Source organism: Microbacterium pasadenense, from assembly GCF_047246565.1.
Taxonomy (GTDB): Bacteria; Actinomycetota; Actinomycetes; order Actinomycetales; family Microbacteriaceae; genus Microbacterium.
Genome location: NZ_JBFOKN010000001.1, coordinates 389,850 through 407,540 on the forward strand (window position 1 = coordinate 389,850; position 17,691 = coordinate 407,540).

General features: G+C 69.3%; 18 protein-coding genes. 3 read left to right on the forward strand and 15 right to left on the reverse strand.

Annotation, left to right across the window (positions count from 1 at the left end):
- From AB3M83_RS01885 to AB3M83_RS01935, 11 genes are all read right to left on the reverse strand, one after another.
- Positions 1 to 1,446: an aldehyde dehydrogenase family protein gene (locus AB3M83_RS01885; RefSeq protein ID WP_412944692.1), complete on the reverse strand. Its 1,446-nt coding sequence runs from the start codon at positions 1,444 to 1,446 to the stop codon at positions 1 to 3.
- A gap of 48 nt (positions 1,447 to 1,494) precedes the next feature.
- Positions 1,495 to 2,454, reverse strand: coding sequence for a C-terminal binding protein (locus AB3M83_RS01890; RefSeq protein WP_412944693.1), 960 nt, complete (start codon positions 2,452 to 2,454; stop codon positions 1,495 to 1,497).
- Complete coding sequence (locus AB3M83_RS01895; protein ID WP_412944694.1) at positions 2,451 to 3,644, reverse strand: fumarylacetoacetate hydrolase family protein; 1,194 nt, start codon at positions 3,642 to 3,644, stop codon at positions 2,451 to 2,453. The genes AB3M83_RS01890 and AB3M83_RS01895 overlap by 4 nt, the downstream gene beginning before the upstream one ends.
- Before the next feature lie 64 nt (positions 3,645 to 3,708).
- On the reverse strand, positions 3,709 to 4,482 hold the full coding sequence (locus AB3M83_RS01900) for an RraA family protein (protein ID WP_412944695.1): 774 nt from the start codon (positions 4,480 to 4,482) through the stop codon (positions 3,709 to 3,711).
- Between the two features lie 72 nt (positions 4,483 to 4,554).
- Positions 4,555 to 5,424 (reverse strand): amidohydrolase family protein, encoded by an 870-nt coding sequence (locus tag AB3M83_RS01905; protein WP_412944696.1) that lies wholly within the window; start codon positions 5,422 to 5,424, stop codon positions 4,555 to 4,557.
- 2 nt (positions 5,425 to 5,426) lie between these two features.
- On the reverse strand, positions 5,427 to 6,218 hold the full coding sequence (locus AB3M83_RS01910; RefSeq protein ID WP_412944697.1) for an enoyl-CoA hydratase: 792 nt from the start codon (positions 6,216 to 6,218) through the stop codon (positions 5,427 to 5,429).
- The gene (locus AB3M83_RS01915) at positions 6,215 to 7,441 is read right to left on the reverse strand and encodes a CaiB/BaiF CoA transferase family protein (protein ID WP_412944698.1); all 1,227 of its coding nucleotides are present in this window, start codon (positions 7,439 to 7,441) and stop codon (positions 6,215 to 6,217) included. Before AB3M83_RS01915 ends, AB3M83_RS01910 begins: the two co-directional genes overlap by 4 nt.
- 27 nt (positions 7,442 to 7,468) lie before the next feature.
- The gene (locus tag AB3M83_RS01920) at positions 7,469 to 8,809 is read right to left on the reverse strand and encodes an ABC transporter substrate-binding protein (protein WP_412944699.1); all 1,341 of its coding nucleotides are present in this window, start codon (positions 8,807 to 8,809) and stop codon (positions 7,469 to 7,471) included.
- Between the two features lie 43 nt (positions 8,810 to 8,852).
- On the reverse strand, positions 8,853 to 9,767 hold the full coding sequence (locus AB3M83_RS01925) for a carbohydrate ABC transporter permease (RefSeq protein ID WP_412944700.1): 915 nt from the start codon (positions 9,765 to 9,767) through the stop codon (positions 8,853 to 8,855).
- A 6-nt stretch (positions 9,768 to 9,773) separates the two neighbouring features.
- Positions 9,774 to 10,733 (reverse strand): carbohydrate ABC transporter permease, encoded by a 960-nt coding sequence (locus tag AB3M83_RS01930; RefSeq protein ID WP_412944701.1) that lies wholly within the window; start codon positions 10,731 to 10,733, stop codon positions 9,774 to 9,776.
- Positions 10,733 to 11,587 (reverse strand): NAD(P)-dependent oxidoreductase, encoded by an 855-nt coding sequence (locus AB3M83_RS01935; RefSeq protein WP_412944702.1) that lies wholly within the window; start codon positions 11,585 to 11,587, stop codon positions 10,733 to 10,735. Before AB3M83_RS01935 ends, AB3M83_RS01930 begins: the two co-directional genes overlap by 1 nt.
- A gap of 150 nt (positions 11,588 to 11,737) precedes the next feature.
- Here AB3M83_RS01935 and AB3M83_RS01940 point away from each other — a divergent pair, with 150 nt between their 5' ends.
- Positions 11,738 to 12,457 carry a GntR family transcriptional regulator gene (locus AB3M83_RS01940; RefSeq protein ID WP_412944703.1) on the forward strand — a complete coding sequence of 240 codons (720 nt, stop codon included), beginning with the start codon at positions 11,738 to 11,740 and terminating at the stop codon, positions 12,455 to 12,457.
- 127 nt (positions 12,458 to 12,584) lie between these two features.
- On the opposite strand, the gene AB3M83_RS01945 is transcribed toward AB3M83_RS01940, so the two are convergent.
- The 4 genes from AB3M83_RS01945 to AB3M83_RS01960 all read right to left on the reverse strand — a co-directional run bounded on the left by AB3M83_RS01945 (position 12,585) and on the right by AB3M83_RS01960 (position 15,007).
- Positions 12,585 to 12,875: a chorismate mutase gene (locus tag AB3M83_RS01945; protein WP_412944704.1), complete on the reverse strand. Its 291-nt coding sequence runs from the start codon at positions 12,873 to 12,875 to the stop codon at positions 12,585 to 12,587.
- 157 nt (positions 12,876 to 13,032) lie between these two features.
- Entirely contained in the window at positions 13,033 to 13,728 is a 696-nt protein-coding gene (locus AB3M83_RS01950) for a hypothetical protein (protein ID WP_412944705.1), read from the reverse strand.
- Positions 13,725 to 14,630, reverse strand: coding sequence for an ABC transporter ATP-binding protein (locus tag AB3M83_RS01955; protein ID WP_412944706.1), 906 nt, complete (start codon positions 14,628 to 14,630; stop codon positions 13,725 to 13,727). The genes AB3M83_RS01950 and AB3M83_RS01955 overlap by 4 nt, the downstream gene beginning before the upstream one ends.
- On the reverse strand, positions 14,627 to 15,007 hold the full coding sequence (locus AB3M83_RS01960; RefSeq protein ID WP_412944707.1) for a GntR family transcriptional regulator: 381 nt from the start codon (positions 15,005 to 15,007) through the stop codon (positions 14,627 to 14,629). The genes AB3M83_RS01955 and AB3M83_RS01960 overlap by 4 nt, the downstream gene beginning before the upstream one ends.
- Positions 15,008 to 15,382: 375 nt before the next feature.
- Here AB3M83_RS01960 and AB3M83_RS01965 point away from each other — a divergent pair, with 375 nt between their 5' ends.
- Together AB3M83_RS01965 and AB3M83_RS01970 are read left to right on the forward strand one after the other, a co-directional pair.
- Positions 15,383 to 16,681: a quaternary amine ABC transporter ATP-binding protein gene (locus AB3M83_RS01965; RefSeq protein WP_412944708.1), complete on the forward strand. Its 1,299-nt coding sequence runs from the start codon at positions 15,383 to 15,385 to the stop codon at positions 16,679 to 16,681.
- Positions 16,681 to 17,673: an ABC transporter permease gene (locus AB3M83_RS01970; protein ID WP_412944709.1), complete on the forward strand. Its 993-nt coding sequence runs from the start codon at positions 16,681 to 16,683 to the stop codon at positions 17,671 to 17,673. Before AB3M83_RS01965 ends, AB3M83_RS01970 begins: the two co-directional genes overlap by 1 nt.
- The last annotated feature ends 18 nt before the right edge of the window (positions 17,674 to 17,691 follow it).

The window sequence follows — 17,691 nt, forward strand, 5'->3', positions numbered from 1 at the left end:
TCATCGGGGCCCCGGGTTGATGTAGGCGGTCTTCACCGAGGAGTAGAACTCCCGCGCGTAGCTGCCCTGCTCCTTCGGGCCGTAGCTCGATCCCTTCGATCCGCCGAAGGGCACGTGGTAGTCCACACCCGCCGTCGGCGCATTGACCATGACCATCCCGGCCTGCGAGTAGCGTGCGAAGTGCTTCGCGACGGCGAGCGACGCGGTGCAGATGCCCGCCGAGAGCCCGAATTCGGTGTCGTTGGCGACGAGGAGGGCCTCGTCGTAGTCGTCGACCTCGATGACGGATGCCACGGGACCGAAGACCTCTTCGCGATTCACGGTCATGCCGTTCGTGGTGCCGACGACGAGCGCGGGTGCGAGGAAATGGCCTCTCGTCTCGCGCTCGACGAGCTCGCCGCCGATCACCGTCGCCCCTTCGTCCGCCGCGATCGAGAGATAGCGCCGGTCCTGCTCGAGCTGCCGCTCGTCGACGACCGGCCCGACGACCGTGTCCTCATGGAGGGCGTGACCCACCCGCATCCCGCGCATGCGCGCGGTCAGCGCCTCGACGAAGCGGTCGTGGATGCCCCGTTGCACGATGAGCCGCGAGGAGGCGGTGCAGCGCTGGCCGGTGGAGAAGTACGCGCCGTTCGCGCACACCTCCACCGCGAGCTCGAGTGAGGCGTCATCGAGGACGATCATCGGATTCTTCCCGCCCATCTCGGCCTGAACGCGCATGCCGCTCGCGGCGGCGGAGGAGACCACGCTCCGGCCGACGGGCAGGCTGCCGGTGAAGCTCACGGCGTCGACCGCGTCGGAATCCGTCAGCGCCGCCCCGACGACCGAACCGCCGCCGTAGACGAGGTTCAGCACGCCGGCGGGCAGGCCCGCACGGCTGAGGATGTCCACCAGCTCGTGCGCCATCGCGGGCGTGTTCTCGGCCGGCTTGAACACGACGGCGTTGCCCCAGGCCAGCGCCGGCGCGATCTTCCAGGTCGGGATGGCGATGGGGAAGTTCCAGGGCGTGATGATCCCGACCACCCCCACGGGCTCGCGCGTGATCTCGACCGTCATCCCGGGACGCACGGACGGCACGATCTCGCCGCCCGTGCGCAACGCCTCACCGGCGAAGAACTGCAGGAGGTTCGCCGCCCGGGCGACCTCCGCGGTCGCCTCGCCGATCGGCTTGCCTTCTTCCCGCGCGAGGAGCGTCCCGAGCTCCGCACGCCGGGCGCGGACCTCCGCGGATGCGGTGTCGAGCACCGTCGCGCGCTGCTCGGGCGTGCTGTCGGCCCAGCCCGGTGCCGCGGCGACCGCGGCGGAGACAGCCCGATCGACGGTGGCGCGATCCGAGGTCGGCGCCGTGCCCACCACGTCGTCGAGATCGGACGGGTTGAGGTTCGGAGCCTCCCCGTCTGCGTCCTCCCACCGGCCGTCGATCAGATTTCGGTAGCGCATGCTCATGGGATTCCTTTTCGAAGGTCGGGCTGTCGGCGTCGGGAGGTGTGCCGCTCAGGCGACGCGGCAGCGCAGCGGCTCGCCCCGCAGCGCGCGGCCGCCCTCTTCGGCCGCGAGCCGTTGCAGGGCATCCAGCGAGCTGACCGAGTAGAAGGCCGCGTGCGGGGTGAGGATCACGTTGTCGAGATCGCGGAGGGGGGAGTCGGCGGCGAGCGGCTCGGGGTCGAACACGTCGAGGGCCGCGCCCGCCAGGGCGCCGGCGCGGACGGCACCGGCGAGGGCCTGCTCGTCGACCAGCCCGCCGCGCGACGTGTTGACGAGCACCGCGTGCGGGCGCATCGAAGCGAGCGATCGGGCGCCGATGAGATGACGGTTCTGCTCCGTCAGCGGCGCGTGCAGCGAGACGGCGTCGGCTCGGGATAGGAGGGCGTCGAGGGTGACCGCCTCGATCCCGGCAGCCTCGAGGTCCGCAGGGTCGACATAGGGGTCGTGCGCGATGATCCGGAAGCGGAAGGGCCGCAGCCGTTCCGCGACGGCGCGACCGATCCGTCCCGTCCCGATGAGTCCGACCGTCGTCTCGGCGAAGCCGCGGATCGGGCCGAGGTCACCTGCGCGGAGCCAGCCCCTCTCACGCACCGCCGAGGTGAAGGCCGCGGTTCTGCGAAGGAGGGTCAGCAGGCACGCGACCGTGTGGTCGGCGACCGTGTCGACGCCGTAATCCGGCACATTGGCGACACGCACGCCGAGACGTCTCGCGGCATCGATGTCGACGTTGTCGTACCCGATGCCGTAGCGGATCACCGTCGCGCCGGGCGCGAGCGCACCGAGCACATCCGCCGTGACCGGCGCGAAGTTGACGAAGACCAGCTCGGCATCCCTGACCGCGGTCATCGTGTCGGCCTCACTCGTGCACTGATGCGCGGCGAGGGTCCGCCCCGTCTCGCGGGCGAGCGACTCCTCGTGGACGAGGCCGCCGAAGGCGTGATCGGTGACGACGATCGGCGCCCTGCTCATGCGGACACCACCGCGGCCCCGGCGGTCAGCAGGCCGCGCTCGGCGAGATCGGCGTAGAAGGCACGGATGCCGAAGGTCCAGGGGGGTGCGCTCTCCGCGCTCTGCACCCGGTTCACCAGGGTCCCGAGCTCCGGGCAGGCGATGCGGACGATGTCGCCCTCGTGGTGCGTGAAGCCGAGGCCCGGCGCATCACGGTCCTGCGTGGGCGCGAAGAGCGTGCCGGTGAAGAGGGCGAAGCCGTCGGGGTACTGGTGGTGCGCACCGACCGTGTGCTGCACGAGCTCGTCGAGGGTGCGGCTCATGAGGCTCATCGAGCTTCCGTCGCGGAGCTCGAAGCCGTCCTCGCCCGTGACCCGCAGAGAGATCTCGAGCCGTTCGACGTCGGCGCGGCTGAAGCCCTCGTCGAAGAGGCGGATCATGGGCCCGATCGCGCACGAGCGGTTGTTGTCCTTCGCCTCGGCCAGGAGGAGCGCGCTCCGCCCCTCGAAGTCGCGCAGGTTGACGTCGTTGCCGAGCATCGCTCCGACGACGCGTCCGGCGGAGGTGACGGCGAGCACGACCTCGGGCTCGGGGTTGTTCCACGTCGAGCGCTCGAGCACGCCGATGGGCGACGCCGTCCCCGTGGAGGAGAGCACGGGAGCCTTGGTGAAGATCTCGGGATCGGGTCCGATTCCCACTTCGAGGTACTGCGACCACAGGCCCTCCTCGATCAGCACCGTCTTGACCTGCGCGGCCGCCTGGCTGCCGGGGCGGACCGAGCCGATCGCGCCGCCGATCACGGACTGGACGCGTTCGCGGATCTCGAGGGCCCGCGTGGCGTCGCCGCCCGACTTCTCCTCGATGACCCTCTCGATCATGCTCGTCGCGAACGTGACGCCGGCCGCCTTGATCACCTGCACGTCGATGGGGGAGAGGAGGCGCGGCCGGCTCGCGTCGCCCGCGAGCGTGGCCTCGACGACGTCGGCGGTGTCCCACGAGCGGGAAGAATCGCCGTCGCGGACCAGGGGGAGAAGGTCGTCCCGCTCGAGCAGATCCGCCGTCGTGGCGGCGTGCGGGGTGAGGTCGACGAGCCGGCGTCCACGCGTGCAGACGATGTGCGCGCCGCGCTCGCCGGGCAGCTGCAGGCGGCCGACCAGAGTCGCGTGTGGATCTGCGGGAAGGAGGTCGTCGACTTCTGAGCGGTAGTCCATGCGGGGGTGTCTCCTGACGGTGGGGCGCCGCCCGCGCCCTCGCGGACGCGGGCGGCGGGGGTGATCAGACCTCGGCGTAGTAGGCGAGGATCGCGTCGATGTCGACCGAGCTGTCCGGCGTCATGCCGAGGCTCTCGTAGTGCCGCTTGCGCGCGTTCATGTCGGCGAGCAGGATCGCGCGGGCGTGCACGGCGACCTCCTCGGCGACATGCCGCGGCACGACCACGACACCGTCGTCATCGGCGCCGACGATGTCGCCGGGGTTCACCTGGACGCCGCCGCACGCGATCGTCGTCTGGGTCTCGATCGCCATGATGCGGCCCGGGATGATGCTGCGTCCGCGGTAGCGGGCGACGACCGGGCTCTTCTGAGCCGCGACCTCGGCGGTGTCACGGCAGTAGCCGTCGGTGATGATGCCGACCGCTCCGCCGAGGACGGCCGTCATCGCGTTCTCGGAGCCCCAGAAGCCGACCTCGGGGCCGCCTCCGGCGTCCATGACGACGACGTGCCCGGGAGGCAGGTCGGTCGGCAGCTTGGGGTGCGGCACCTCGGAGAACCAGCGGCCGTGTGCGGCGACGATGTCCTCCGTCGTGTCGAGCTTCCACATGGGCCGGTTCGACGGGACGCAGCGGATGGTCGCCGCCTCACCCCAGAAGTGCATGCCCTGCCACAGCGGACGCACCTCCTTGTCCATCAGCCCGATGTTGAAGTAGCCGATGCCGTCGAGGGCGTCGACGACGTCGCACACGCGGAGGTGCTGGTAAAGGCTTGCGAGGTTCGCCGGGTCGGCCTTCTCGTAGGTGAGTGCCTGGTTCGGGCTGGTCATCGCAGTGCTCATCTTCCTTCTCTCTTCTTGTCCCGGCCGGTCGACCGGGGGTGGGTGCCGCACGTCGTGCGTCACCCGGGATCTTCAGTGGCTGGTGGTGGCGGGCGCGAACCTGTCGAGGCCGTACACCCGTTCCGCAGTGCCCCCGAGCGCGGCGTCTCGCGCGGCGGGTTCGGGGAACTCGTCCAGGAGGACGGCGCGCAGGTCGCCCCACGCTGTCGCGTACTCGGCGCGCAGGAGCACGACGGGCCAGTTGCTCGCGAGCATGACCCGGTCGGGCCCGAACAGCGTGGCGACGTGGTGGATGAAGGGCCGGACCGCGTCGGCATCCCACTCCTCCCACGCGCTCAGCACGTTGATGCCGACCGAGACCTTCACGCTCACGTTCTCGCTGCCGGCGAGAGCGGCGATGTTGTCGGCCCACGGCTGCCAGCCGCCGGTGTCGATGGGCGGGCGGCCCAGGTGGTCGACGACGATGCGCAGCGTCGGCACGGCCTGCGCGAGCCGGGTGACGTTGCGGATCTGGTCCTGGGTGATCGGGACGACGTCCCACGCGAGACCCCGCTCGGCGATGGTGCGGAACAGCTCCACCACCGCCTCGTCGCCGAGCCAGTCCATCGGGTCGTCGGCGACGAGGCAGCGGACGCCCACCTGCTTGGGGATCTCGAGTCGTGCGAGCTCGGCGTTCGCGGCCGCGGGATCGCGCACGGGGAGCCAGCTGACGACGCCGAGCACGCTCTCGTCCTCCGCGTAGGCGGCGAGTCGGTCGTTCTCGCCGGGCTCGTCGACCGACTGCATGACGACGGTCCCGGCGATCCCTGCCGCCGAAAGGTGGGGGAGGAGGTCCTCCGGCGCGAAGTCGTGCGCGATGGCGTCGTGGTGCGCTTCACGCCACGGCTGATCCTGCGCAGCCGTCTTCCAGTAGTGCTGGTGTGCATCGATGATGCGGGGCATCGTCAGCGTCCTTTCCATTCGGGTCGTCGTTTGGCGAGGAACGCGTCCACGCCTTCGGCGAAGTCGGCGCTCCCGTAGCAGAGGGCGAGCAGATCGTCATTGGAGGGGGTGGCCGCACCGTCCCCGAGGCGCTGCAGCGTCTGCGTGAGCGCCCGCAGCGTGAGCGGAGCCGAGCGGAGCAGGCCGGTGACGACGCTGTCGAGCGCCTCGTCCAGCCGTCCCGGTTCGGCGAGCCGAGTGACGAATCCGGATGCCGTCAGTTCTTCGGCCCGCAGGAGCGAGGCGGTCAGCAGCATCCCGGTCGCCGTCGCCGCCCCCATCCGCGCCGCGACGCGGGCGACGACGGCCGCGGGGAGGCAGTTGCCGACGGTGCGTGCGATCGGCGCGCCGAAGACGGCCCCGCGTTCGGCGACGACGAGGTCGCAGGTCGCAGCGAGGGCGAGTCCCGCGCCCACGGCGGGACCGCGGACGGCGGCGATGGTCGGCATCGGCAGCGAGCGGAGCAGGTCGAGGACCCGGCCGACGCGTCGCTCGTAGGCGATGCCGTCGTCCGCGCTCCGCAGGTCGGTGAGACCCGAGATGTCGGTGCCGGCGGCGAAGCCGTCCTCGCCCCCGCCCCTCATGACGACGACCGCGAGGTCGGGCTCGGTGCGCGCGGCGGCGAGGTGCGCTTCGAGCTGTTCGTACATGTCCCAGGTGAGCGCGTTGCGCTTGCCCGGGTTGTCGAGCACGAGGGTCAGCACGCGCTCGTCCCGCTCCGCGAGGGCGCGAGCGGTCGCGACGGCCTCGCTCATGCGGCACCCGCCGATCGCTCGGGCGCGACGGGCCGTGTCGCGATCTCGCCCAGTACCTCGTCGTTGTGCTCGCCGAGCAGAGGAGGAGGGGTGCGCACCTGCACAGGGGTGCCGCTGAGCTTCAGCGGCGAGCCGAGGACGAGGGTGCGGCCTTCGACGGGATGCTCGAACGAGGTCACCATGTTGCGAGCCCGCACGTGCGGGTCGTCCGTCAGGACCTGCTCGTAATCGCGGATCGGACCGGCAGGCACGCCGCGGGCCAGCAGCCGCTCGACCCATTCGTCCGTCGTCGCTCCGGCGAAGCGGCGCTCGAGCTCGGCCGCGAGTTCGACGCGATTGTCCATGCGCCGGTTGTTGTCGACGAAGCGGGGGTCCTGAACGAGGTCCGGCGCTTCGATGACCTCGCACAGCAGGCGCCACAGCTTCTCGTTGTTGGCGCCGATGGTGAGGTGCCCATCGGACGTGGCGAGCGCCTGGTACGGCGCGGACATCCGGTTGGCGGATCCGAGCGGCCGGGGCGGTTCCCCCGTCGACCAGAACTCGGCCGACTCCCACACCGACATCGCGAGGGCCGACTCGAACAGCGAGGTCTCGAGGTACTGGCCTTCGTCGCCGTCGCCGCGGGCGATGACGGCCCCGAGGATGCCGATCGTGCAGAACATGCCCGCCCCGAGGTCGGCGATGGGGATCGCGGACTTGACGGGCGCGCCGCCCTCTTCGCCCATCACGCTCATGACTCCCGTCATCGCCTGCGCGATGAGGTCGTACCCGGGACGCTGCGAGTAAGGACCGGTCTGGCCGAAGCCCGAGATGCTGGCGTAGATGATGCGCTGATTGTGCTCGCGCACGGACGCGTAGTCGACGCCGAGCCGGGCGGCGACGCCCGGGCGGAAGTTCTCGATGACGACGTCCGCGGTGCGGACGAGGGCGAGGAAAGCCTCGCGGTCCTCGTCGCGCTTCAGGTCGAGGCTGACGCTGCGCTTGTTGCGGTTGAGGGAGAGGAAGGCCCTGCTGTCGTCCCCCACGACGGAGTACCCCCATGATGCACGCGTCTGGTCGCCCTTCACCGGGTTCTCGATCTTGATCACGTCGGCGCCGAGGTCGGCCAGGATCATGGTGCAGTAGGGACCGGACATGACCTGCGTAAGGTCGAGGATCCGGATCCCGGCGAGGGCGGAGCGGGACGGGGCAGCGCCGTCGCGGGGGGTGTCGGTGGTAGACAAGGCAGGGCCTTCCTCTCTAGGCGTGCGTCACTGGCCGAGCGAGGCGTTGGCCTCGTCGAAGAACGTCTGGACGCCCTCTTCGATGGTCTTGCGCTCGAACGAGATGTCCTCGTATGCACGCTTGAACGAAGCCTCGAACGTCGCCTGGTACCCGGGAGGGAAGACGATGGACGTGGGGTCGCCTTCGACGATCTGCTGGTACAGCTCCAGCTCGTGCTTCTTCGTGTCCGGCAGGGAGTCGTCCGCGATCAGCGCGTCGAGGACGGCCGTGTTGGTCGGCGCACCGTTGTCGGCCGCGAACGTGGTGCCCGCTTCGAGGTCGTTGGTGAAGAAGTCGATGAAGGCCGCCGCGGTGGGGACGTTCTCGCACGACACCGGGATCGCGAATCCGGACGGGAACAGGGCGTTGCCGGATCCGGCGCTGCCGCTCGGGTACGGGTAGGTGTTGATCACCGCGTCGCCGCGCCCCGCGAGCGTCGCGGACGCGGGTGTGAGGGCGTTGCCGGGCAGCGTCTCGGACAGCAGCTGGCCGCTGGCGAAGTAGCCCTGATCGGTCGCGGTGGGCTCTTCGGCGGTGCGCTCGCGGGTCTCGGTGACGTCGCTCGTGCGCATCTCCTCCCACATGGTCCAGTACTCCGTCAGGTCCTCCTCGGTGAAGCCGAGCTTGCCGTCCTCGCCGAACAGCGAGAGGCCGTTCGCCAGGGTCCAGCCGATGAAGAAGTTCGGCCGGCCACCGTTGGAGTCGACGGCCTTCGAGCCCTCGGGAAGCGTCTCGGCGGCCTCGGTGAGCCACGCGGTGTACTCCTCCCAGGTGTAGCCGTCCTCCGCGGCGGGCAGGACCTCGACACCGGCCTCCTCGGCGAGGGTGAGGTTGACGCCGACGGCGTCGTACGCCGCGCCGTAGGGCAGGAAGTAGAGCTTGCCGTCGGTGCCGCGACCGGTGTCGAGGACCGACTCGGGGATGTCGTCGACGTTGATCGCGCCCGAATCGATCATCGGGTCGAGCGGCAGCAGCAGATTGTTCTTCGTGTAGTCGTTGACCTGCCGACCCTGGAGCTGCACGGCGCACGGCATCGACCGGCTCGACGCCTGCACGTTCAGCTTGTCGAAGTACCCGGAGAACTCACCGGCCTGCCGGTCGGTGGTGACGCCCTCGTTGGCGGCTTCGAACAGGTCGATCACGGCGTTGGTCTTCTGGTTGCGGCTGTCACCGCCCCACCAGGCGATGCCGATCTCGCCGGTGATGTCTCCCTGCCCGTCCTGGCCGCCGGAAGCGGCCGCGCCGCCTCCGCCGCCGGCGCATGCCGTGAGACCGAGTGCCGCGACGCCCAGGATGGCGCTGGCGACGATGCTTTTCTTGCGCGTCATGAGATGCGTTCCTTTTCTCTGTGTGAGGTGGTGGTGACGAGGGCTACTTGAGCCCGGTGGTCGCGATGCCTTCGATGAGGAGGCGCTGCGAGACGATGAAGAAGCCGACGATCGGCACGAGGGACAGGGTGGCCATCGCGAAGAGCGGCCCATAGGTGCTCGCCCCCGTGGAATCGAGGAAGTTGCTGAGCCCGAGCGGAACGGTCTTGAGGCTGTCGCGGTTCAGGTAGAGCAGGGGGCCGAGGAAGTTGTTCCAGCTCGAGATGAAGACGAACATCGCGGTGGTCCCGATGGCCGGCAGGGCGAGCGGCATGATGATGCGGCCGAAGATGCGGAGGTGGCCGCATCCGTCGAGTCGGGCGGACTCGTCCAGCTCGCGGGGGAGACCGCGGATGAACTGGACCATCAGGAAGATGTAGAACGCTTCGACCCCGAGCCAGTGCGGCACCACGAGGGGAAGGTAGGTGTTCACCCAGCCGAGGTTGTTGAACAGGATGTACTGCGGGACGAGCGTCACGTGCGAAGGCAGCAGCATCGTCGCGAGCATGATCGCGAACAGCGTGCGGCGGAACGGGAACTCGAGACGCGCGAAGGCGTACGCCGCGAGGGAGCAGGCGATCAGCGTCCCGATGATGGTGAGGACCGTCACGATCGTCGAGTTGAGGAAGTACTGCGAGAAGTTGACCTGCCCGCCGCTCCATCCGGCGATGTAGTTGTCGAAGGTGACCGAGCTCCCGAAGAGCCCGATCGTGTTGAAGACCTCGTTGCTCGGTCGGAACGACGCGAAGACCATCCACAGCAGCGGATAGAGGATGGCGAACAGCAGCGACGCGAGGACGGCGTGCTTGATGATGACGCGGAGCAGGCGGTTCTTGACGGGCCTGGTCGGGTAGATGCCGTTCATGCGGCGTCGACCGGTCGGAGGGGTGGGGCGGGTGAGGGTTGCTTCAGCGGTCATGGCGCGTCACTTGTCTCCGTAGTGGACCCAGTACTTCGAGCTCCAGAAGAACAGCGCGGTGAAGACGCCGAGGATGGCGACGAGCACCCAGGCCAGCGCCGATGCGTAGCCCATGTTCAGCTGACCGAAGCCCTGCTGGTAGAGGTAGAGGGTGTAGAAGAGGGTCGAGTCGGACGGACCGCCCGTCCCGCCGCTGATGACGTAGGCGGGGGTGAACGCCTGGAAGGCGTTGATGGTCACCATGAGGGTGTTGAAGAACACGATCGGGGTCATCATCGGCAGCGTGATCGAGAAGAAGCGGCGGATCTTGCCGGCCCCGTCGACCTGCGCGGCCTCGTGCATCTCGTGGGGCACCTGCCGCAGCCCGGCGAGGAAGATGATCATCGTCGAGCCGAACGCCCAGACGGCGAGCACGATGATGGTCATGAGTGCCGTGTCCGGGCTGCCGACCCAGCTGAGGTGCTCGATTCCGAAGGACCGGAGCACCTGGTTGATGATGCCGTCTGCTCCCCAGATGACGCGCCAGAGCGCGGCGACCGCGACCGAGGCGCCCAGCAGGGACGGGAGGTAGAACAGCGCCCGGTAGCCGGTGAGGAACCCGATCTTCGAGTTGAGCAGCAGGGCGACCAGCATCGAGACGATCAGGATCAACGGCACCCCGACCAGCACGTAGATGGCTGTCACGACCATCGACGCGATGGCGCGCTCGTCCGAGGCGAAGATCCGGACGTAGTTGTCGAACCCGACCCAGTTCGCGACCGGGGCGAGAAGGTTGTAGTCGGTGAAGCTCAGGTACAGCGAGTAGAGCATCGGTCCGAGCGTGAGGCCGAAGAGGCCGATGAGCCACGGGGCCAGGAAGACGAAGGCGACGAGGCCTCGGTCCTTCTTGCGCTTGGCGCCGGTCCTCGGCGCCGTGGGCACGTCGCTGTCGAGGCGGCCCGCCGTCGGGGCGGTGATGGTGGACATCAGCGTCCTCTCTTCGCGTGCTCGCGCGCGTGCTGTTCGATTCGGTCGCCGACGCTGGCGAGCACGTGCTCGGCGAGGGGGGCGGGAAGCGACGAGGCACGGCATGCCTCGACGAACTCCCGAAGGTCTTTGCGCCACGGCCGGTCCTCCGGCGCGCTGCCGCTCTCGTCGTAGTCGGCGACGATGTCGTCGAAGAACCCCCAGTTGCGTCCTGCCCAGGTGTCGCCCGTTGAACTCGTGAGCGCCGCGGTCGCGTCGGCGGGCTCGACGTCGAAGGTGCTGGTGAGCGCGAACGCCTCGTGCAGGGCGTCGACGGTGGCGAACAGGACGAGCTGGTTGGCCAGTTTGACGGCCGAGGCGGAGCCGATGGGACCCAGGTGGAACCGCTCGGTGGCGAGGGCGTCGAGCACGGCGTCGACGGCGCCGTCGAGAGCCTCCTCGCCTCCGAGGAAGAGGCTGAGCTCACCCGTACGGGCGCGGCCGGGCCCGCCGCTCACCGGCGCCTCGACGAGCGTGACGCCGAGCTCTGCCAGATCGGCGGCGAGGGCTCGTGCCTCGGTCGGCAGCACAGTGCTGTGCAGCACCAGGTGGGTGACTGCCACGCCGCGCGAGAGGGTGCCGTCGTCGAGGAGGGAGCGCAGGGCACGCTCGTCCGGCGCGGCGACGCACACGGTCGTGCAGTCGAGGACGTCCTCGATCGAGCCGACCGTGCCGCCCTTTTCCGCGAACTCGCCGCGTCGCGCCTCCGAGGTGTCGAAGGCGACGACGTCGAAGCCCTGCGTCAGGAGGCGGACCGCCATCGGCATTCCGAGGTTGCCGAGGGCGATGAAGCCGATCCGGGGAGGTGAACCCATCGTTGTCCTTCTCGTCATTGAGTGGTACCGAGGAAGTAGCGGCAGCCGTGCTGGCTGACTTCGCGGTTAGTGACTATTGTCTACAACAGACAATCTTCAGATGCAAGCGCTCTCCGAAACCTCGGAGGGTTCCGATCGGCGGGAGACCAGATGACGAGTGACCACGCCACCCTTTCCACCACACCGCTCGGGGCGGGGGCGCTCGAGGCGCCGAGTCTCGTCGCGATGGCCGCCGATGCGATCCGGAAGAAGATCCTCGCGGGGGAGCTCGCACCCGGTGACCGGCTCATCGAGGAGCGGCTCACCGAGCAGCTCGCCATCAGCCCGCCGCCCCTGCGCGAGGCGCTGCGACTCCTGGAGAACGAGGGCATCATCGACCGGCTGCCGCGCCGCGGCACGTTCGTGAAGACCCTCACCGATCAGGATGTGCGCGAGATCCTCGCGATCCGCTCCGCCCTCGAGCGCCTGGCCTTCGAGACGGGCATCCCGGTCGCCGATCCGGGCCGACTCGACGCGGCACGCGCGGCGCTCGTGGAGATGCAGCGGTGTGCACGCGAGCAGGACCGCGGCAACCTCGTGCTCGCGGGATACGCCTTCCACTCCGCGCTGATCCGCATCGCCGGCAACGCCCGACTCGAGGGCATCTACGCGTCCGTGCAGCAGCAGATCATCCTGTGCATGGCACGCAACCTGATCGCGCGCGAGCGGTTCTACGAGGATCTCGACCACCACGTCGCCCGCCACGAGTATCTGCTGAGGCTCGTCGAGGCAGGCGACCCGGTTGCGGCGCTCGCGGAACTCGCCGTGCACGGCGAGGGCTCCTTCGAGAGGCAGCCCGAGACCGCCCCGGTGGCGAGCGCACCGTCGTAGGGACCGGACGGGTCAGCGGAGATCGGACCCCGGGATCCGGCATCGCGTCGGGATGACGACGACTCCGCCCCGACGTGGATCAGATACCGTCCGACGAGGCGCAGCGCGCGCCCGCCGGCATCCCGCCTCAGCGGTCCTCGGCCGCCTCGGTGTGGTGACGGATGACCTCGGCGACCACGAAGTTGAACCACTTCTCCGCGAACTCCGGGTCGAGGTCGGCTTCTTCGGAGAGCCGGCGCAGGCGAGCCGTCTGCTGCTCCTCGCGGGAGGGGTCGGATGCCGGCATGCCGTGCTCTGCCTTGAGCACCCCGACCTGCTTCGTGCAGCGGAAGCGCTCGGCGAGCATGAACACGAGCGCGGCGTCGATGTTGTCGATGCTGGATCGCAGGGTGTGCAGCTGGGTGATGGGGTCGGTCATGATTCCTCCAAGGGTCGAGGGTATCGCGGCCCCTCGTGCGCACCCGCCGTGCCCGCGCGACGCACGGACGACCCGATCCTGCCTGGCGCTGCCGGAGCAGGCGGGCGGGATCCGGTCGTCTCACCGGTGAGCGGTCCGCGGTCGTCGGGCGGGGCGGTCAGACCACCGTCCGCCGCAGCATGAGGTACGAGCCGCCTGCGAGGGCCACCACGATCAGCGCCAGCCCGCCGGTCAGGCCGAGCGGTGTCAGCGAGCCGAACCATCCCAGCACCTCGGGCCATGCCTGCAGCTGACCGATCAGCCACATCCCGCCCACCAGGAGGAGGCCGAGCGCCACCAGCGAGACCGTCAGCACGAGGTTGCCCCACCGCTTGTAGACGGTCGCAGCGCAGAATCCGATCACGAAGAACATCATCGCGAGGACGAAGTAGAACAGGCCCGCGACGGCCGGACCCTGACTCCAGATCCAGGTGAGGCGGAACATGTACCCGTTCATGCCCCACCCGCTGGTCGCCTCCTCGATGAAGCCGCCGATGACGAAGATCACCGCGAGTCCGAGTGAGGTGAGTGCCGCCGTCAGAAGTGTTCCGAGGTAGAACTCCCGGCGCGTGACGCTCATCGCCTGCGAGAACGGGAACGTCAGGGTCAGCGCCTGGACGCCGACGGCGAGGAAGTACCACAGCGGCGCCTGCGCGCCCCCACCGAACAGATCGATGTCGACACCGTTTCCGCTGATCAGACCGAAGATCGCGAGGCTGATCACGACGGTGCCGCCGAGCACGATGAGCGGCACCCAGATGAAGGTGCTCCGGTTCACGAGCTGCATGCGGACGACGCTCCAGGTGCGGTTCATCGCAGTGCTCCTTCGTCTGTCGGGGAGGTGGGTGACGCGTGCTGTGTCTGCCGCACGATGAGCTGCTGCAGCGAGACGGGACCGACGTCGAGTCCGGATGCCGCCAGGTCGGTCCGCTCGGCGGCGGTGAGGGTCCCGAGGACGGTGACGCTCGTCACCTTCCCGAGGCTCTCGCGGTGGATGACCTCGCGACCCGTGACGAACGCCTCGACGGTCGCGGTGTCGCCGAGGATCGTGGCGGCGCGGCCCCGGACGGACTCGGTGTCCTCGTCCATGATGATGCGGCCGTTGTCGATGACGAGGATCCGTTCGAGCAGGTTGGACACCTCGTCGATGAGGTGGCTCGACAGGATGATCGTCCGCGGGTGCTCCGCGTAGTCCTCGAGGAGCCGGTCGTAGAAGATCTGCCGCGCGACGGCGTCGAGACCGAGATAGGGCTCATCGAAGAAGGTGATCTCCGCGCGCGCCGCGATCCCGATGATCACGCCGACGGCGCTCAGCTGACCGCGCGAGAGCTTCTTGATGCGCTGCTTCACCGGCAACTGGAACTCCTCGATGAGCCGGTCGGCGAGGTCCTGGTCCCACCTCGGGTAGAACAGCCGCGCGATGCGGAACGCGTGCAGCGGTGTCGCGTCGTCGGGGTACTTCTGGCTCTCGCGCACGAAGCACATCCGGCTCAGCACCCGGGAGTTCTCGTAGGGCGATTCCCCGAACACGCGGACTGTGCCGTCGGTCGGGGAGTTCTGCGCGGTGAGGATCGACATGACCGTGGTCTTGCCGGCTCCGTTGCGGCCCAGCAGGCCGTAGATGGTGTCCTTCTCGATGGAGAACGAGACGCCGTCCACCGCGAGGGTGTCGCGGTAGCGCTTGGTGAGGTTCGTCACCTCGATGACGGTGGTCATCGTGCGGTTCCTTCCGTGAGTGTCGAAGCGCGCTCCGCCAGCAGGCGGGCGAGGTCGTCGGGGCCGAGTCCGAGCTTTCCGGCCTCGGCGAGCAGGGGGTCGAGGAAGCGGTCGGCGAAGGCCGCCCGTCGTTCGGTGAGGAGCAGCTCGCGGGCGCCGTCGGCGACGAACATGCCGATGCCGCGGCGCTTGCTGAGAACGCCCTTGTCGGTGAGCATGGCGATTCCTTTCGCGGCGGTCGCCGGATTGATGCGGTAGAAGGCAGCCAGCTCGTTCGTCGACGGGGCTTTGTCCTGCTCCGACAGGCTCCCGTCGATGATGGAGTCCTCGACGCTCTCGGCGATCTGCAGGAACAGGGGGCGTCCTTCTTCGACCATTCGATGTCCGCATCTCCGGTTGATGGGTTAGTTACATGAGTAGATAACCATGGCACCGGACGGACGTCAACCCCCACCGGCTCCCGCGCGCGAATAGCGGCGACCCTGCCGAGATGCAAAGTTGAATCGAATGGACGCCCGCACTACCGTCGGAGAAGCCCTTGAGGGCTCGACGACCAGTCCGCGGTCATCCGAACCGGCTCCCTGGGGGCGCCGGACCCGGATGAGCGTACGGTCGGCGGTCTGGCGACCTACCCGATGTGCGTCGCCGGAGCTCCGCGCTCGACGCGTTCCAGGAATGCTCGTGCGGTGCCGGTGGACCGTCACCCGGGCGCAACCGATGCGGACGCGTGTGCGGCCGCCGAGGTGACACACGTGACCACACCCGTCCTCGAAGCGAAGAGCCTGTTCAAGGTGTTCGGACGCAACCCTGCCCAGGCCGTCAAGCGGCTGCAGGCCGGCGAGTCCCGCGACTCGGTGAAGGATGCCGGGACCGCCGCCGTCATCGATGCCAGCTTCGCCGTCGAGCGCGGCGAGATCTTCGTCATCATGGGCCTCTCCGGCTCGGGCAAGTCGACCATCATCCGCATGCTCAACGGTCTGCACGACGCCACCGGCGGGGAGGTGCTCATCCAGGGCGATCCCATCACCGGCATCCAGCCGTCGCGTCTTCGCGGCATCCGCCGTGACCGCATCGCCATGGTGTTCCAGCACTTCGCGCTGCTGCCGCACCGCTCGGTCGCCGCGAACGTCGCCTACCCGCTCGAGCTCCGCGGCGTCGCCAAGGCGGAGCGCCTTGCGAAGGCGGAGGAGATCCTCGCCCTCGTCGGTCTCGAAGGCTGGGGCGACAAGCTCCCCTCGGCGCTCTCCGGCGGCATGCAGCAGCGCGTCGGTATCGCCCGCGCGCTCGCCGCCGACACCGACATCCTGCTGATGGACGAGGCGTTCAGCGCGCTCGACCCGCTCATCCGCCGCGAGATGCAGGAACAGCTTCTCGAGCTGCAGCAGGAGCTGCAGAAGACCATCGTCTTCATCACGCACGACCTCAACGAGGCCATGTTCCTCGGCGACCGGATCGCCGTCATGCGCGACGGCCGCATCGTCCAGATCGGCACGCCGGAGGACATCCTGACCGACCCGGCCAATGACTACGTCGAGCAGTTCGTCCAGGACGTCGACCGCGCCCGTGTGCTGACCGCCGCGAACGTCATGGAGCGCCCGGGTCCCGTCGTCGTCTCCGAGTCCGCCGGTCCGCGCACGGCGCTGCGCACCATGCGCGATGCACGCATGGCGGCCGTCTACGTCACCGACCGCAGCCGCACGCTCCTCGGGATCGTCAGCGATCGCGACGCCCTCAAGCTCGTCCGTCGCGGAGAACGGTCCCTCGGTCCCGTCGTGCGCCCGACTCCGCAGGTCGTCCGCGAGAACGATGTCCTCATGGACCTCTTCGTCCCGGCCGCCGAGTCGCCGCTCCCCCTCGCGGTGACGGATGCCGAGGGTCGCCTCGTCGGCGTCATCCCGCGCATCACACTGCTCACGGCGCTCGGGCCGCAGACCACCGAGACGACCGAGATCCCGGTCATCCTCGATCCCGTCCCCCACGCCGTGATCGACGAGGCCCTCGCGGAGGCCGCCGTCGACGGCGCCGCCGGCGAGAAGGAGGAGGTGCGCTGATGGACGGTTTCCGCATTCCCGTCGGCGAGTGGGCCGATGCCGGCGTCGACTGGATCCGTGACAATCTCGGCTGGCTGCTGTCGGCCATCGCGACGGCGGTCGGCTGGCTCGTCGACTCGCTGGCGGACCTCCTGCTCAACGCCCCCATCGCGGTCGTCATCGTGGTGCTCGCCGCGTTCGCCTGGCTGCTGCGCTCCTGGCAGTTCGCCGTCGGCACGGTCGTCACCTTCACGCTGATCCTCGGCATGGGCCAGTGGGTCACCTCGATGCAGACGCTGGCGCTCGTGCTGATCGCGGCCGTCATCGCCGTGGTCATCGCGGTCCCGCTCGGCATCGCGGCCGCACGCAGCGACCGGCTCAGTGCCGGCGTCCGCCCCGTTCTGGACCTGATGCAGAGCATGCCCGGGTTCGTCTACCTGATCCCCGCGATCGTGTTCTTCAGCATCGGCGTCGTCCCCGGTGTCGTCGCCACGGTGATCTTCGCGCTGCCCCCGGGCGTGCGCCTCACCGAACTCGGCATCCGCGGCGTGGACGCCGAGACCGTCGAGGCCGGCCACGCGTTCGGAGCGACCCCCGGTCAGATCCTCCGCGGCGTGCAGCTGCCGCTCGCCATGCCCAGCATCATGACGGGTGTCAATCAGCTCATCATGCTCGCCCTGTCGATGGCGGTCATCGCCGGCATCGCCGGCGCTGACGGTCTCGGCAAGGAGATCGTCCAGGCCATGTCGACCGTGAACATCGCGAAGGGCGTCGAAGCCGGCCTCAGCGTCGTGATCCTCGCCGTCTACCTCGACCGCCTCACCGCGGCCCTGGGCGACCTGCGCGGCCAGCGGTGGTCGCTCCTCGGCGTGCTCGCCCGCCGCCGCGCCGCGAACGCCGGTCAGCCCCGCGGCACCGACGCCCGCCCGACCCCCGACGCCGACGCCCGCACGGACTCGGAGCGCGAGAAGGAGTCCGGCCGCCGGGCTCCGATCGCCACCGGCGGCATCTGACCCCTAGACGTGCGGTCG

Coding starts and splice junctions, on each gene's coding strand:
- AB3M83_RS01885 (WP_412944692.1), bottom strand. CDS start 1,446: ATGAGCATGCGCTACCGAAATCTGATCGACGGCCGGTGGGAGGACGCA.
- AB3M83_RS01890 (WP_412944693.1), bottom strand. CDS start 2,454: ATGAGCAGGGCGCCGATCGTCGTCACCGATCACGCCTTCGGCGGCCTC.
- AB3M83_RS01895 (WP_412944694.1), bottom strand. CDS start 3,644: ATGGACTACCGCTCAGAAGTCGACGACCTCCTTCCCGCAGATCCACAC.
- AB3M83_RS01900 (WP_412944695.1), bottom strand. CDS start 4,482: ATGAGCACTGCGATGACCAGCCCGAACCAGGCACTCACCTACGAGAAG.
- AB3M83_RS01905 (WP_412944696.1), bottom strand. CDS start 5,424: ATGCCCCGCATCATCGATGCACACCAGCACTACTGGAAGACGGCTGCG.
- AB3M83_RS01910 (WP_412944697.1), bottom strand. CDS start 6,218: ATGAGCGAGGCCGTCGCGACCGCTCGCGCCCTCGCGGAGCGGGACGAG.
- AB3M83_RS01920 (WP_412944699.1), bottom strand. CDS start 8,809: ATGACGCGCAAGAAAAGCATCGTCGCCAGCGCCATCCTGGGCGTCGCG.
- AB3M83_RS01925 (WP_412944700.1), bottom strand. CDS start 9,767: ATGACCGCTGAAGCAACCCTCACCCGCCCCACCCCTCCGACCGGTCGA.
- AB3M83_RS01930 (WP_412944701.1), bottom strand. CDS start 10,733: ATGTCCACCATCACCGCCCCGACGGCGGGCCGCCTCGACAGCGACGTG.
- AB3M83_RS01935 (WP_412944702.1), bottom strand. CDS start 11,587: ATGGGTTCACCTCCCCGGATCGGCTTCATCGCCCTCGGCAACCTCGGA.
- AB3M83_RS01940 (WP_412944703.1), top strand. CDS start 11,738: ATGACGAGTGACCACGCCACCCTTTCCACCACACCGCTCGGGGCGGGG.
- AB3M83_RS01945 (WP_412944704.1), bottom strand. CDS start 12,875: ATGACCGACCCCATCACCCAGCTGCACACCCTGCGATCCAGCATCGAC.
- AB3M83_RS01950 (WP_412944705.1), bottom strand. CDS start 13,728: ATGAACCGCACCTGGAGCGTCGTCCGCATGCAGCTCGTGAACCGGAGC.
- AB3M83_RS01955 (WP_412944706.1), bottom strand. CDS start 14,630: ATGACCACCGTCATCGAGGTGACGAACCTCACCAAGCGCTACCGCGAC.
- AB3M83_RS01960 (WP_412944707.1), bottom strand. CDS start 15,007: ATGGTCGAAGAAGGACGCCCCCTGTTCCTGCAGATCGCCGAGAGCGTC.
- AB3M83_RS01970 (WP_412944709.1), top strand. CDS start 16,681: ATGGACGGTTTCCGCATTCCCGTCGGCGAGTGGGCCGATGCCGGCGTC.